Origin of the sequence: Actinoplanes subtropicus, from assembly GCF_000721705.1 — a bacterium.
GTDB classification, from domain to species: Bacteria; Actinomycetota; Actinomycetes; order Mycobacteriales; family Micromonosporaceae; genus Actinoplanes; species Actinoplanes subtropicus.
On sequence record NZ_JOJL01000021.1, the window covers coordinates 1 to 13,418 of the forward strand.

Here is a 13,418-nt window from a genome sequence, read left to right on the forward strand (position 1 = left end):
GGCGTCACATCAGTCACCGGCGGCAGCTACAACACCACCACCCACACCGTCACCGCCGACCCCGGCGCCACCTCGATCGCGATCACCCTGGCCTCCTGATCCGATTGAGGGCGGCTGGTACCGTGCGTCCCCGATATGAGGATCACGGGGGAAAACTTCATGCAACGAACCAAGCTGGCCCTGATCACGGCGGTGCTCGCGATCGCGGGATGCGACCCGCAACCCGGACCGGCGGCATCGGCGACCTCGGCGGCCGCGGCACCCACCAGTGCCGCGGCCGCCACCGCCGACGCCGCCACCGCGAAGGCCTGCACCGCCCTTCAGAAGGACATCAAGGACAACGCCGCGCTGGTCGCCAAGGATCAGAAGATCGGCCCGCCGGCCGGGCACATCGCGGTCAGTGCCCAGTGGAGCGCCGGCGCGGCCGCGATCTCCGAGCACTCCATCGGCGTGAACGAGGCGGTCGCCGCGGCCGCGACCAAGGTGCAGCAGACCATGGCGGACCTGTCCGATGAGTACAACAAGCCCGGCAACGGCAAGCACAGCACGGCCAAGCTGGACGCCGCCGTCAAGGAACTGACCGCCGCCTGTTCTCGTTGACAGGAGTTCCCTCCGGAATCACGCTGGGGGAAGCGAGGTGAGCCATGCCGGCCGAGACTCTGCACACGCGTCCCCTCCCTGAGCTGCGCCGCGACGACCGGGGCGTGCCCTGGGTCGGCCAGCTCTTCGCCTACCAGCGCGACCCGGTCGGGCTCTACCGGCGCCAGTGGGAGCGCTACGGGCCGGTGGCCCCGTCGTACCTGCTCGGCAAGAAGGCGGCGATGCTGCTCGGCCCGGACGCCTGCGGCGAGGCGCTGCAGAACCGGGACAAGGCGTTCGCCAACGGGCCGGCCTGGTCGCAACTGGTCGGCCCGTTCTTCCACGGTGGACTCATGCTCATCGACTTCGACGAGCACCACGACCACCGGCGGATCATGCAGGAGGCGTTCACCCGGCCCCGGCTGGAGGCCTACACCCGGCGGCTGCACCCGGCCATCGAGCGGGGCATGGCGAGCTGGCAGGCCGGGCGGGAGTTCCCGGCCTACTGGCGGCTCAAGCAGTTGACCCTGGACATCGCGGCGGACCTGTTCATGGGCGGCGCGCGGGACACCGGCCGGGCCGAGATGGAACGGGTCAACCGGGCCTTCGTCGCCTGCGTGCAGGCCGCCGCGGGGATCGTCCGGGCGGGGGTGCCGTTCACCCGCTGGGGCCGCGCGTACCGTGGCCGGAAGGTTTTGGAAAGCTTCCTCCGCGGTTACCTGCCGGCCAAGCGGGCGGAGGCGACCGAGGACATCTTCTCGGTGCTGTGCCACATCGAGACGGACGACGGCGCCCGCTTCTCCGACGACGACGTCGTCAACCACATGATCTTCCTGATGATGGCCGCGCACGACACGTCGACGATCACCACCTCGGCGATCCTGCAGTACCTCGGCCAGTATCCGGAGTGGCAGGAACGCTGCCGGGCCGAGGCGCTGGCGCTGGGGCCGATGCCGGAGCGGGCCGAGCTGGAGTCGCTGGTCTCGCTCGACCTGGTGATGCGGGAGGCGCTGCGCCTGCGGGCGCCGGTGCCGATCCTGGTCCGGTACACCGTCAAGGACACCGCCGTACGGGGCGTCCGCATCCCCGCCGACACGTTCTGCATGCTCGGTCTCCAGTTCACCCACCTGATGCCGGAGTACTGGACGAACCCGGCGGTCTTCGACCCCGAGCGCTTCGGGCCCGAGCGGCGCGAGGACCGCTGCCACCGGTTCGCCTGGGAGCCGTTCGGCGGCGGCGTGCACAAGTGCATCGGGCTGCACTTCGCCGGCCTGGAGGTCAAGGCGATCATGCACCGGCTGCTGCGCGGGTACCGCTGGAGCGTCGACCCCGGCTACGTCCCCCGGATGGACAACCACTCGCTGCCGTTCCCGAAGGACGGCCAGCCGATCGTCCTGGCTCCGCGATGAGCGACCTCGGTGCGCACCACCTCGCCGTCCTCGCCGAGACGTCCGTCGACCGCCTGGGCGACTACGAGTCGCTGTTCTTCGAGGGCAAGTGGCTGACCACGGCCGAGATCCACGAGCGGTCGGCCCGGGTGGCCGGCGGGCTGCGCGGGCACGGGGTCCGGCCGGGCGACCGGGTGGTCGTGATGACGATGAACGCGCCCGAGGTGTTCATCTCCTACCGGGCGATCTGGCGGGCCGGCGCGGTGGTGACGCCGGTGATCTTCCTGCAGAGCGAACCGGAGCTACGGCACATCCTCACCGACTCCGGAGCCGTCGCGGCGATCATCAGCCCGGAGCTCGTCGCCCTGTTCTCGGCGGCCGCCGCCGGGCTGGACATCCGGGCGTACGTCATCGGCGACGACTTCGCCCGGCTCGAGGACGGCCCGCCGGCCGGGATCGAGCCGCGCGCCGACGGCGATCTCGCGGCCCTTCTCTACACCGGGGGCACCACCGGGCGGGCCAAGGGCGTGATGCTCAGCCATCGCGGGCTGTGGGAGGCCGGCCGCGGCCTCGACCTGGCCGTGCGCACGACGACCGCGACCCGGGCGCTGCTTCCGTTGCCGCTGTCCCACGCGTACGGCCTCGTCGTGGCGATCGCCGAGTGGCACTCCGACGACCGGCGCGTCTCGGTGCTCCAGCGCTGGTTCGACCCGGTCGGCTGGCTGGACCTGGTCGCCGAGCACCGGCTGGAGACCAGCCCGGTGGTCCCGGCGATGCTGCAACTGCTGCTCGCCCAGCCGCGCGGCGACCGCGACCTGTCCTCGCTGGAGTACTTCGGCGCGGGCGGCGCGACCCTCCCGCCGGCGGTCCGGACGGCGGCCGAGCGGAGCTTCGGCGTGGCCGTCCTGCAGGGCTACGGCTGCACCGAGGCCAGCGGCGTGATCTCGGCCGAGACGATGACCGACCGCCGGGCCGGCAGCGTCGGCAAGCCGGCCCCGCTCGTCGAGGTGTCCATTCGCGACCTCGCCGGCGACGCGGTGCCGCCGGGCGAGGACGGCGAGATCTGCGCCCGCGGACCGGGCGTGATGCTCGGCTACTGGCACGACCCGGAGCTGACCGCGCGGACCGTCCAGGACGGCTGGCTGCACACCGGCGACATCGGACACCTCGACGAGGACGGCTTCCTCTACATCGTGGACCGGCTGAAGGACCTCATCATCCGGGGCGGCTTCAACGTCTTCCCGCGCGATGTCGAGGACGTGCTGCTCGAGCACCCGGCGGTCCAGCTGGCCGCGTGTGTCGGCCGGCCGGACCCCGAGCACGGCGAGGAAGTCGTCGCCGTCGTGCAGCTCGCGCCGGGCCGGCAGGCGACCGGCGCGGAGCTCGTCGAGTTCGCCCGGGCCCGGATGGCGAAGTACAAGTATCCCCGCGAAGTCACCGTGCTGGCGGCGGTCCCGCTGACCAGCGTCGGGAAGATCAATCGCAGGGCCGTACGCGACCTGGTCCGGCCGGGCGGCACGGCCTAGACGTGCCAGGTCAGGGAGCCCTGGCGGATCTGGACCGCCATCAGGACGGCCAGCACGACCAGGTCGGCCACGCCCAGCGCGATCCCGGCCAGGCCGGCGGTGCGGCTCGGCGTGTGCTCGCGGCGCCGGTGCACGGCGAACGCGCCGAGCACGATGGCGGCCGGCCCGAAGAGGAGGTTGAAGAAGAACAGCCCGGCCACGCCCAGCGTCAGCGAGGCCACGGCCCGGTCGTCGAGAGCGGCGGCGCGCTTGCGGATGTCCATGGCGTCACCGGCGCCCGGTCAGCGCCGAGCGGCGCCGGGACAGGATCAGCACGGCGCCCGCCAGGACGATGCCGATCACCAGGAGCAGCGGCTGCCCGGTCAGCAGGGTCGGGCCCACGATCAGCGCGATCAGCACCATCGCGGCCATCAGTGCCAGCATGGTTCGCACCCCTTTCAGTTGACAGTTGTTTACTGAACTCACCATAGGCCCCCACCGATTCGGAGAACAGGTGTTTACTGAGTGACATGAACCACCGCCCGCTCACCCGGCCCGAACAGAAGGCGCGGACCCGGCAGACGCTGCTCGACGCGGCGCTGGCCCTGATGGAGCACCGGAGCCTGAGCAGCATCGGCCTCCGCGAGATCACCCGAGCGGCGGGCATCACGCCGGCGGCCTTCTACCGGCACTTCCCCGATGTCGACAGCCTCGGCGTCGCCCTCGTCGACCAGTGCCTCGGCAGCCTGCGCGCGACCATCCGCACGGTCCGCGACGGGCTCAGCCCCAGCGACGAGGTGATCAGCCGGTCGATCGACATCCTCGCCCGGCAGGTGCACGACGACCGGGCGCATTTCCGCTTCATCGCCCGCGAGCGGCACGGCGGCGTGTCCGCCGTCCGCGCCGCGATCGCCGAGCAGCTCGACCTGTTCGCCGCCGACCTGGCCGTCGACCTGGCGGCGGACAAGATGGTCGGCGGCCCGCGCTTCGACCGCTGGATCGTCGCCGACCTGCGCATGATCAGCAACCTGATCGTCAATCACATGGTCTGGACCGCCGCGGCGCTGCTCGACGCGCCGCCGGACGCGCCCGAGGCCGCGGCCCGGGTGATCGACGCCGCCGGCCGCCAACTGCGGCTGATCCTGCTCGGCGCGCGCCAGTGGCCCACCGAGCCCTGACCGGGACGGGCCCGAGGGGTGGCCGGGTGGGCTTTCTGACAGTTTTTGGCATAGAAATTGATCACTGCGTGCGGACAGAATCAACCACCATGAGCAACCAAGTCGCGACCGTACGGAATTACGACCCGTTCACGCCCGAGGCGATGGCGGATCCGAACGCGTTCCTGCACCGGATCCGCGCCGAGAGTCCCCTCGCGTGGCTGCCCCGGCTCGACGCCTACCTGCTGACCCGGCACGCGGACGTCACGGCGGCGCTGCGGGACAAGCGCATGGAGACCGCCAACATGTCCCGGGTGCTGCAGCGCCTGACGCCCGCCGAGCAGGAGGAGCTGGCCCTGGTCCGCCGATCCATCGAGATGTGGATGGGGCACACCGTCCCGGCCGACCACGTCCGCTTCCAGCGGCTGCTCAAGCGCTACTTCACCCCGGCGATGGTCGACCGGCTGCGGCCGCGGGTGCGCGAGTTCACCCACGAGCTGCTCGACGCCGTCGCGGCCAAGGGCCAGATGGATGTCGTACGCGACCTGGCGTACCCGCTGCCCTCGAACGTGATCGCCGAGATGCTCGGGATGCCGGTGAGCGACCGCGAGCAACTGCAGGCGTGGTCGCGCGACATCCGCGGGGTCTTCGGCAACGGCGACCTCCAGCAACTGCGCGAGGCTCAGCGCAGCATGATCGAGATGCACGACTACCTGCGGCTCATCGCGGCCGACCGGCGCCGTGCGCCCCGCGACGACGTGCTGAGCACGTTCATGGCCGCCGAGGCCGAGGGGATCGTCACCGAGGACGAGGCGGTCGCCAACTGCGTGCTGCTGCTCTTCGCCGGCCACGAGACCACCGCGAACCTGATCACCAACGGCCTCGTGCTGCTCTTCGAGCACCCCGATCAGCTGCTCCGGCTCCGGCAGAACCCGGGCCTGTCGCCGCTCGCCGTCGAGGAGATGCTGCGCTGCGACGGCCCGGCCGGCGTCATCGGCCGGGTCACCATGGAGCCCGTAGAGCTGGCCGGGCACCCGGTGCCGGCCGGGAAGCACATCTACCTCGCGCTGATGGCCGCGAACCGCGACCCGGAGGTCTTCCCCGACCCCGACGTCTTCGACATCGGGCGCGAACGCAGCCGGGTCCTCAGCTTCGGCATGGGCACCTACTACTGCCTCGGCGCGGCGCTCGCCCGGATGGAAACCGATGAATGCCTGCGGATCCTGCTGGACCGCTTTCCCCGTCTCCGGCCTGCCTATCGGGCGCCGGACTGGCAGCCGACGCTCCCGATCGGCCACCGGCTCGAGACCTTGCCGGTCGCCTTTTGATCCGGTTACGCGCATCTTCCGTATCGATGGGTGCTGTCCCCTGAAAAGGAGCACCCCCGTGAAGAAACGCATCCCCCTGATCATCGTGCTGGCGACGGCCACGGCCGGCTCGCTGACGATGGCCGTCCTATCCCACTCGGCCTCGGCGGAGCAGACCCCCACCTCTGCTCCGGTCGATTCGGTCAAGCTGGCCAGGACGACCGCCCAGCGAGTTGTCGCCAGCCGCCCGCAAGGGCTGCGCGCCAGCAAGTGGGACGCCTATCAACAACAGGCGGTGGTCAGCTATCACAACCTCAACTTCGTCCCGTACACCCGGACCTACAAGGGTGTGCCGGTCGAGGGCGGTGACTTCGTCGTGCAGACGAACGCCACCGGAGAGGCGATGTACACCTCGGTGGCGCAGGCCGCCGAGATCGGGGACCTGTCGATGGACCCGGCACTGACCGCCGCGAAGGCCACCCGGATCGCGAAGAAGCAGCTCAAGACCGTGACCGGGGTGGAGGACAGCAAGCTCGTGGTCGACGCGCTGACCAGCCCCGCCCGGCTGGCCTGGTCGGCGACCGTGGACGGCACGAGCGCCAAGGGCCTGAGCCGGCTGACTGTGCTCGTCGACGCCCAGAACGGCGACGTGCTGCGCAAGACCGAGCACATCACCGAGGCGACCGCCACCGGGCAGGGCGCCATCTACGGCAACGTCCAGTTCGAGACCACCCAGAACGGCCAGCGGTTCTCGATGAAGGATCCGCAGGTCCCGACGCTGGTGTGCCAGGACGCGGCGAACAACAAGACGTTCACCAGCCAGAACAACCAGTTCGGCGACGGTGACGGCACCAACCGGGAGACCGGCTGCGTGGACGCCTTCTTCATGGCGCAGCAGCAGATCAAGATGCTGGCCCAGTGGCTGAACCGCAACGGCCAGGACGGCCAGGGCGGCTCCTTCCCGCTGCGGGTCGGCCTGCAGGACCAGAACGCGTTCTTCGACGGCACCCAGGTGCAGATCGGCTTCAACGTCAAGGGCGAGTTCCTCGGCTCGGCCGACGTCGTCGGGCACGAGCTCGGTCACTCGGTCGACGCCACCACGCCCGGCGGCATCTCCGGCGGCAACACCTCGGAGTTCGTCGCGGACACCTTCGGCGCCTCCACCGAGGCGTTCATCAACAGCCCGCTCGACCCGCCGGACTTCACCGTCGGCGAGGAGGTCAACCTGCTGGGCACCGGGCCGATCCGGGACATGCGCAACCCGTCCTCGCTCGGCGACGACAACTGCTTCTCCAACCAGACCGCGCGGGAAGAGGTGCACGCGGCCGCGGGCCCGGGCAACCACTGGTTCTTCCTGGTCTCGCAGGGCACCTCGGGCAACGGCCAGGGCGCCAGCCCGACCTGCAACAACAGCACGGTGACCGGCCTCGGCATCGAGAACGCCATGAAGATCATGTACGGCGCGATGCTGCTGAAGAACTCGAACTCGTCGTACCCGCAGTACCGGGTGCTGACGCTGCAGTCGGCGAAGACCCTGTTCCCGGGCAGCTGCACCCAGTTCGACACGGTCAAGGCGGCGTGGGACGCGGTCTCGGTCCCCGCCCAGAACGGCGAACCCACCTGTAACGGCTGATTCCACCCGGTTCCGGGCCGTGCCGAGCGCGGCCCGGAACCGCACGCTGGGTCACGGTCTGGCGAACTCACCGGAAATAGACAGGCTTGGCAGGTAACCTATCCCGCCTCAGCCACGTCTTCTCCTGTGCAGCCCCCTCGAATGCGAGAGCCATGATTCAGCGACGCAAGGTCATCATCGGGGCACTGAGTGCTGCCGCCGCGGCGACCACCATCGGCGGTTCCGCGTCGATCTCGGCGAGCGCCGGCACCACCGCCGCGTCGGCCGCGGGCCGGGAGGAGAAGGCGAGCGCCCCACCCCCGCCGCTCAAGCTGAGCGTGACCCCGGCGAGCGGGGCGGCCTCGGTGTCCCCCGCCGACCCGATCGTCGTCACCGCCGAGAACGGCACGCTGCGCTCCGTCGAGGTCAGCACGGGCGGGACGAAGGTCGCCGGGTCGGTGCAGGCCGACGGGAGCTGGCAATCGACCGGCGCCCTGGCGTACGGCAAGAATTACAAGGTCGTCGCCACGGCGATCGACGGCTCGGGCGCGGCGACGGTGAAGGTCTCCAGCTTCGCCACGGTCAAGCCGCAGCACGTGGTCGAGACGACCTTCCGGGCGAACGCCATGAGCGCCCTCAAGAAGGGCCAAGCGTACGGCGCGGGCCAGCCGGTGATCATCGCGTTCAGCCGGGCCGTCAACAAGGCGGCGGCGGAGAAGGCCATCGAGATCACCACGACGCCCGCCGTCGAGGGCAAGTTCTACTGGGCGGACGGCCGGACGGTGCACTGGCGCCCGGAGAAGTACTGGACCGGCGGCACGGCGGTCACGGTGAAGGTCAACCTGCTCGGCGTCAAACTGGGCAGCGGGGTGTACGGCGAGAAGAACACGTCGACCCACTTCACCATCGGGCGCCAGCTGATCGCGATCACCGACTACAAGGCCCACCAGACGAAGGTCTACATCGATGGCAAACTCGTCCGCACGATGAAGTGCAGCCTCGGCAAGGGCGGCTCGGCGACCGGCTCGCAGGGCCAGCACATCAGCTACTGGACGACCGGCGGGCCACATGTGGTGCTCTCCAAGGAGCGGATGCACACCATGAGCTCCGCGAGCTATGGCATCACCGACCCGAACAACCCGAACTACTACGCCCCCGAGGACATCGAGTACTGCACCCGGATCACGTACTCCGGCGAGTTCCTGCACGCGGCCCCCTGGAACCATTCGCTGGGCCGGGCGAACCTGTCGCACGGCTGCGTCAACCTGAGCGTGTCCGACGCGAAGTGGGTGTATGCGAACTTCCTGATCGGCGACGTGGTCGACATCCGGCGCAGCCCCCGCGAGATGGAAGTCTGGAACGGCGTCGCCGACTGGACGATCCCGTACGACAAGTACGGCGACTGACCGCCCAAGCCCTCGGATCGCCCAAGCCCTCGGATCGCCCAAGCCCTCGGATCGCCCAAGCCCTCGGATCGCCCAAGCCCTCGGATCGCCCAAGCCCTCGGACCGCCCGGCGCGGCCACCGCCCGCCCGCCCCGAAATCACTCGATGGAGTGCGGCCTCAGCGGCGACCGATCGCCGACGGACCAGCGGTGGCCGAAGGGATCGGTGAAGCCGCCCTGCCGGTGCGTGCCCCAGGGCGTGCGGTGGTCCTCGATCGCCGCCCCCGCCGTGGCGCCGGCCGCGATCGCGCGATCGACGACACCGTCCGGGTCGTCGGTGAACATCTCGACGCGGACGCTCGTGACGCCCGCCTGGCCGGGGCTGGTCTCCGCCGGGTTGTCCGGGTTCACCTCGTGGAGGAAGAAGGCGGCGCCGGCGATCTCGAGGCCGGCCACGCCACCCAGATTCCACAGCTCGGTCGCCCCCAGCGCCGATTTGTACCAGGCGATCGCGGCCTCGGCATCCGGAACGATGAGCATCACCGAGATGACCGTCGGGGCGGTGCCCGGCGGGACAACACGATCATTCGGCACGTCAGTCATGCCTCCACAATGCCGGAAACCGCGAGCGATGTGCAGGACCTGGCCGGGGTGGCTCTTTTCAGCCGGAGCCGGGCCGTTCAGCGCGGCTCGGCCGGAGGATCGAAGTAGCTGACCTCCTCACGGACGATCGCGCCGCCGGCCACGGTGTACAGGGACAGTTTCGTCGCCTCGGCGCGCCGCCCGGTCGGGCGGTGGGTCTGGTCGAAGGTGAACCGGACGACGAAGCGATCGCCGCCGACGAACGGGCCGTCGACGGTCACGGCGTGGATTTCCAGGTCGGCGGTCAGCCGCTCGGCGTTGGCCATGATGTCGGGCAGGCCGCGCACCTCCACGCGCTCGCCGCTGGTCTCGGCGGGCGCGATGCGGACCAGGCCGGGGTCGATGAGCGTCAGCGCGCGGTCCATCCGCCCGGCGCGGTGCGCCTCGACGTAGCGCCGGGCGACCTCCTCGACCGGCAGCGGACGGAAATCGGCAACGTGGTCGCGGGCCCACGACGCGAACGGCCGGGCCGGCGATCCGGTCAACCGCCGCACCGTGTCCGTCACCGGCTCCGGCGTGGCGACCAGCGAGGCCCAATACGCCAGGGCACCGTCGGCGAAGCCCGGCTCCGCTCAGCTCAGCATCTCCGCCCGGGCCTCGTCGTGTCCGATCTCCTCGGCCGACACCGGTAGACCGGCCGCCGCCCCGATCAGCCGTACCTGCTCGGCCTGCGTGACAGCGGCCGGCCCGGTCAGGGCGTAGGCACGCCCGGCATGACCGGGCGATGTCATGGCCAGGACCGCGACGTCGGCGATGTCCCGCTCGTCGATGAGCGACCGGGCCGCCCGCAGGTACGGGATCCGGACCGGACGCCCGGACCGGATCGCCGGCGCCCACTGCAGGGTGTTGGTCGCAAAGCCGCTCGCCCGCAGGAACGTCCAGTCGGCGCCGCTACCCCGGATCGCATCCTCGACCTGGCCCCACACGCCGTTGCGCTCGGGCGGGGCGTCGTCGCGCACACTCATCGCCGAGACGTACACGACCCGCCGCCCCGGCCGGCCGATCACGGCCGCGACCTCGTCGATACCGTCGGCCGTCAGGAAGGGCCATACCAGAAGCACCGCGTCGACGTCCCGCACGGCGGCCCGGAGCGCGTCGAGGTCCCGCACGTCCGCGCCGACCCGGTCGACGCCCTCGGGCAGGCCGCTCACATCGCGGGCCAGCCCGCGCACCGCCACACCTCGATCGAGCAGCAACCGCACCACGTGCCGACCGATGTTGCCGGTCGCCCCGGCCACCAGGGCCTGCTTGATGTCCGTCATGACGGCCATGCTCGACAGTGAACCAAGGTTTAAGTCAAGCGCTACGCCGACCTGGTGACGGCCGACACGATGCTCAGAACGATCGTTGGTCATTACTTCGTTGGTTGCGCCTTGCGCCAGAACTGCCGGGGTGCGTAACCCTCTCGCCGGAGCCAGTGCTCGGTGTAGACAATGCGGTCGGCAGGAACAACGCCGACCGGCCCAAGCGGCGGGTCACCAAGGCGGCGGGACCGCTCCACATGCTCGGATTGCCACCGAACCACCGACCAGTACCGCTCGAAGTCGCCATCACCGGGCTCCAAAATTCGAGCCCTGCCGAACAGTTGCGCACCGCGTGCCGAAGGCTTGTCGTTACCAGCTGACCGGGCGCGGTACAGCCACGACGGTGACCAACTGGTCCAGTCCGACGAAGTCCCCGGGATTGGTGGTGTAGAGCGGTAGCCGGTTCGCGACGGCAATGGCGGCGATCATCAGGCCCGCGACACGGCGGCGCGGCGTTCGGCCGGCGGCGAGGACCGCCGCGCACACCATGCCGTAGGTGCGAGCCGCCTCGGCGTCGAACGGCAGTGGATCAAAGGTCGCCTCGGTGTGCTGCAGCACGCTGGTTCGCCGAGCCCGTTCGACGGGATCGTCAGTGTGATGTGGACCGGCGGACAACTCGGCCAGCGTGATCGCGCTGACGACCAACTCGTCAGGCAGTAGAGCAGGGTCGAGAGCAGGCAGGTGAACGACGATTTTCGTGTCAATCAGGCCGCGGGTGGCGTCACCAGTCACGGTCGAACGGGTCCTGTTCGGCGGCGGCGTCGAGGTCGGCGCGCAACCGATCAGGATCGACTGTCGCCGAGGTGGCAAAGGCGGCCGTCACTTGCTCACGGGGGACATACGTGCGCCGCCGTAGCGGGATGAGACGACCGATCGGCGTTCCGTTGCGCGTGATCGTGTAGGACTCGCCTCGCTCGACCCCACGCATGATGGCACCCGAGTCGTTACGAAGCTCGCGCTGTGTGATCTCGCGTGACGGATCAGCCATACGGGCAGCATAACGCGATGTGCTACGTCGTGCTACAGGGTCGAATAGCCGGGGGTAGGGTATGGCTGGTTGAGTGCCGGACCACCTCGGGATCCGCGAAGCGATCCAGCGTGACCCCGTCCTGGCCTTTCGGCCGCCCCGGACCCTGACCCGGCCGCGGCCGCAACGACTTCGGCGACGGCTTGGCCAACCCGTCCGACGACGGAGGCCGAGAGGAGTTCGACGACGACTGCTTCAACCGGGCCTCAAGCTCGGCCACCCGCGCCAGAGCCTTCTCCAACAGGCCGGTCAACTCCGCAACCCGCGCGAGCAGTTCGTCATACGACGGCGATGGCTGCGGCGCGGACACAGTTGATCAACCTACCAACCTCCACAACGGACGCTGCCGCCGCCCGGCCGACCTATCCAGACACGAAAGAACAACCCCTTTGCCGGGAGAACGAGTCTGCCGACACGTTCGCGCAGCACGGCTATGACGTCGAGCAGAATCCGCCGCCGAAGCCCAACGGCAAGGAACCCGACTACAAGATCGAGGGTGAGTACTTCGACAACTACGCCCCCAGACCGGCAACCTCGACAATATCCGCGGAAAGCTCAGTGAGAAGGTTTCCGAGGGCCAGGCTGACCGGATCGTCCTGAACATGGACGACACTCCCGCCACCATGGACCAAATTGCCGACATGTTGCGCCGCAAGCCGATCGCCGACCTCAAGGAGATCCTGGTGGTCAGGGACGGTAAGGTCATTCCCTTCTTCCCGTTCAGTGAGTGACGAGAAATGGCCATCGAATACACGTGGTACGGCGACACCGACACCGCATCCCTTCGCGAGTTCATCGCCACTGCCACCGCGGGGGAACAGCACGCCGACGGCACGGTGTTTCTCGACGGCATGTATATCTCGGCCCGACAGGTGTCTGGGGACGAAGTGAATCCCGCGGTGGCTCTGTTCGGCTTCGACCACCGCTTCACCGCGACGTTCCGTCTCTCCGCCCACTCCGACGAGCCGACGACGTCGCACGCCGAGGCCCTTATGGTCCACACGCTTATCGCGTTCGCCGCGCGGTTCGGGGGCCACGGCGTGCTGCTCTTCAACGGTGAGACCGCCGTCCTGCAATACACCGACGGCACCGTTACCCTCGATGCGGAGTGGGCGGACTGGACGGAGAACCCTGAGGTGGCGCCGCTGCTCACGCAGTTTCCGAGCCAGATGCTTCCGCAGCCTCTGCTCTGAGCAGCGGTCGCACCAGCGCCGCTAGCAGGTGGTTGACCCCAGCGCCGACGGGCAGCTGATCGGGATGGGCTCGGCACTGGACAACCTGCGATCAATCAATGTGACGGGCAGAGACCCGCGTCTATCGACACGATCGGGCGCGCGCTCATCAAGCAAATCAGTGCATTGCCGGGCTGTCGCGTCCGCCCACCCAGCGTGATGAACGGCGTCGACGCCCGCCTAGCCGGCGGATGAGGACGATGCGGAGAACCGCGGTCGGCCGACCCTCGGAGGATCGCCGGGTGGGGCCTCGTGCGCCTGGTGAGGTTCGAGGAGGTCGC

General features: G+C 69.6%; 16 protein-coding genes and 1 pseudogene. 9 read left to right on the forward strand and 8 right to left on the reverse strand.

Annotated features, from left to right (window positions below):
• The first annotated feature begins 159 nt into the window (after positions 1 to 159).
• Genes IH26_RS0127290 through IH26_RS0127300 form a run of 3 tightly spaced genes read left to right on the forward strand, consistent with a single transcriptional unit; the run spans position 160 to position 3,493 of the window.
• Positions 160 to 600 (forward strand): hypothetical protein, encoded by a 441-nt coding sequence (locus IH26_RS0127290; RefSeq protein ID WP_030439100.1) that lies wholly within the window; start codon positions 160 to 162, stop codon positions 598 to 600.
• Between the two features lie 44 nt (positions 601 to 644).
• A complete protein-coding gene (locus tag IH26_RS0127295; protein WP_030439101.1) occupies positions 645 to 1,988 on the forward strand; it encodes a cytochrome P450 in 1,344 nt (447 codons plus the stop codon).
• Positions 1,985 to 3,493, forward strand: a complete 1,509-nt coding sequence (locus tag IH26_RS0127300; protein WP_030439102.1) for a class I adenylate-forming enzyme family protein — start codon at positions 1,985 to 1,987, stop codon at positions 3,491 to 3,493. Before IH26_RS0127295 ends, IH26_RS0127300 begins: the two co-directional genes overlap by 4 nt.
• On the opposite strand, the gene IH26_RS0127305 is transcribed toward IH26_RS0127300, so the two are convergent.
• Entirely contained in the window at positions 3,490 to 3,756 is a 267-nt protein-coding gene (locus IH26_RS0127305; protein WP_051808555.1) for a DUF4190 domain-containing protein, read from the reverse strand. The two genes, IH26_RS0127300 and IH26_RS0127305, sit on opposite strands and share 4 nt — an antisense overlap.
• A 4-nt stretch (positions 3,757 to 3,760) precedes the next feature.
• A complete protein-coding gene (locus IH26_RS60070; protein WP_157437430.1) occupies positions 3,761 to 3,916 on the reverse strand; it encodes an LPXTG cell wall anchor domain-containing protein in 156 nt (51 codons plus the stop codon).
• Positions 3,917 to 4,002: 86 nt separating this feature from the next.
• Between IH26_RS60070 and IH26_RS0127315 the strand changes: the two genes are divergently transcribed.
• From IH26_RS0127315 to IH26_RS0127330, 4 genes are all read left to right on the forward strand, one after another.
• Entirely contained in the window at positions 4,003 to 4,650 is a 648-nt protein-coding gene (locus IH26_RS0127315) for a TetR family transcriptional regulator (RefSeq protein ID WP_030439104.1), read from the forward strand.
• Between the two features lie 89 nt (positions 4,651 to 4,739).
• A complete protein-coding gene (locus IH26_RS0127320; RefSeq protein ID WP_034216043.1) occupies positions 4,740 to 5,957 on the forward strand; it encodes a cytochrome P450 in 1,218 nt (405 codons plus the stop codon).
• A gap of 58 nt (positions 5,958 to 6,015) precedes the next feature.
• Positions 6,016 to 7,569: a M4 family metallopeptidase gene (locus IH26_RS0127325; RefSeq protein ID WP_030439106.1), complete on the forward strand. Its 1,554-nt coding sequence runs from the start codon at positions 6,016 to 6,018 to the stop codon at positions 7,567 to 7,569.
• 152 nt (positions 7,570 to 7,721) lie between these two features.
• The gene (locus tag IH26_RS0127330) at positions 7,722 to 8,954 is read left to right on the forward strand and encodes a L,D-transpeptidase (RefSeq protein ID WP_030439107.1); all 1,233 of its coding nucleotides are present in this window, start codon (positions 7,722 to 7,724) and stop codon (positions 8,952 to 8,954) included.
• A gap of 137 nt (positions 8,955 to 9,091) precedes the next feature.
• On the opposite strand, the gene IH26_RS0127335 is transcribed toward IH26_RS0127330, so the two are convergent.
• The 6 genes and pseudogenes from IH26_RS0127335 to IH26_RS64630 all read right to left on the reverse strand — a co-directional run bounded on the left by IH26_RS0127335 (position 9,092) and on the right by IH26_RS64630 (position 12,179).
• Positions 9,092 to 9,535 (reverse strand): VOC family protein, encoded by a 444-nt coding sequence (locus IH26_RS0127335; RefSeq protein WP_051808556.1) that lies wholly within the window; start codon positions 9,533 to 9,535, stop codon positions 9,092 to 9,094.
• Positions 9,536 to 9,612: 77 nt separating this feature from the next.
• Complete coding sequence (locus IH26_RS60075; protein ID WP_281179797.1) at positions 9,613 to 9,993, reverse strand: nuclear transport factor 2 family protein; 381 nt, start codon at positions 9,991 to 9,993, stop codon at positions 9,613 to 9,615.
• A gap of 6 nt (positions 9,994 to 9,999) precedes the next feature.
• A pseudogene (locus IH26_RS58325) lies at positions 10,000 to 10,836 on the reverse strand (SDR family oxidoreductase); the annotation flags it as partial.
• 351 nt (positions 10,837 to 11,187) lie between these two features.
• Positions 11,188 to 11,610: a type II toxin-antitoxin system VapC family toxin gene (locus tag IH26_RS0127350; protein ID WP_030439109.1), complete on the reverse strand. Its 423-nt coding sequence runs from the start codon at positions 11,608 to 11,610 to the stop codon at positions 11,188 to 11,190.
• Positions 11,600 to 11,866, reverse strand: coding sequence for a type II toxin-antitoxin system Phd/YefM family antitoxin (locus IH26_RS0127355; protein ID WP_030439110.1), 267 nt, complete (start codon positions 11,864 to 11,866; stop codon positions 11,600 to 11,602). Before IH26_RS0127355 ends, IH26_RS0127350 begins: the two co-directional genes overlap by 11 nt.
• A 22-nt stretch (positions 11,867 to 11,888) precedes the next feature.
• Complete coding sequence (locus tag IH26_RS64630; RefSeq protein WP_425394405.1) at positions 11,889 to 12,179, reverse strand: DUF6444 domain-containing protein; 291 nt, start codon at positions 12,177 to 12,179, stop codon at positions 11,889 to 11,891.
• Positions 12,180 to 12,447: 268 nt separating this feature from the next.
• Here IH26_RS64630 and IH26_RS61470 point away from each other — a divergent pair, with 268 nt between their 5' ends.
• Together IH26_RS61470 and IH26_RS0127365 are read left to right on the forward strand one after the other, a co-directional pair.
• Entirely contained in the window at positions 12,448 to 12,636 is a 189-nt protein-coding gene (locus IH26_RS61470; protein ID WP_169789838.1) for a CdiA C-terminal domain-containing protein, read from the forward strand.
• A 6-nt stretch (positions 12,637 to 12,642) separates the two neighbouring features.
• Positions 12,643 to 13,098, forward strand: coding sequence for a SitI3 family protein (locus IH26_RS0127365; protein ID WP_030439111.1), 456 nt, complete (start codon positions 12,643 to 12,645; stop codon positions 13,096 to 13,098).
• The last annotated feature ends 320 nt before the right edge of the window (positions 13,099 to 13,418 follow it).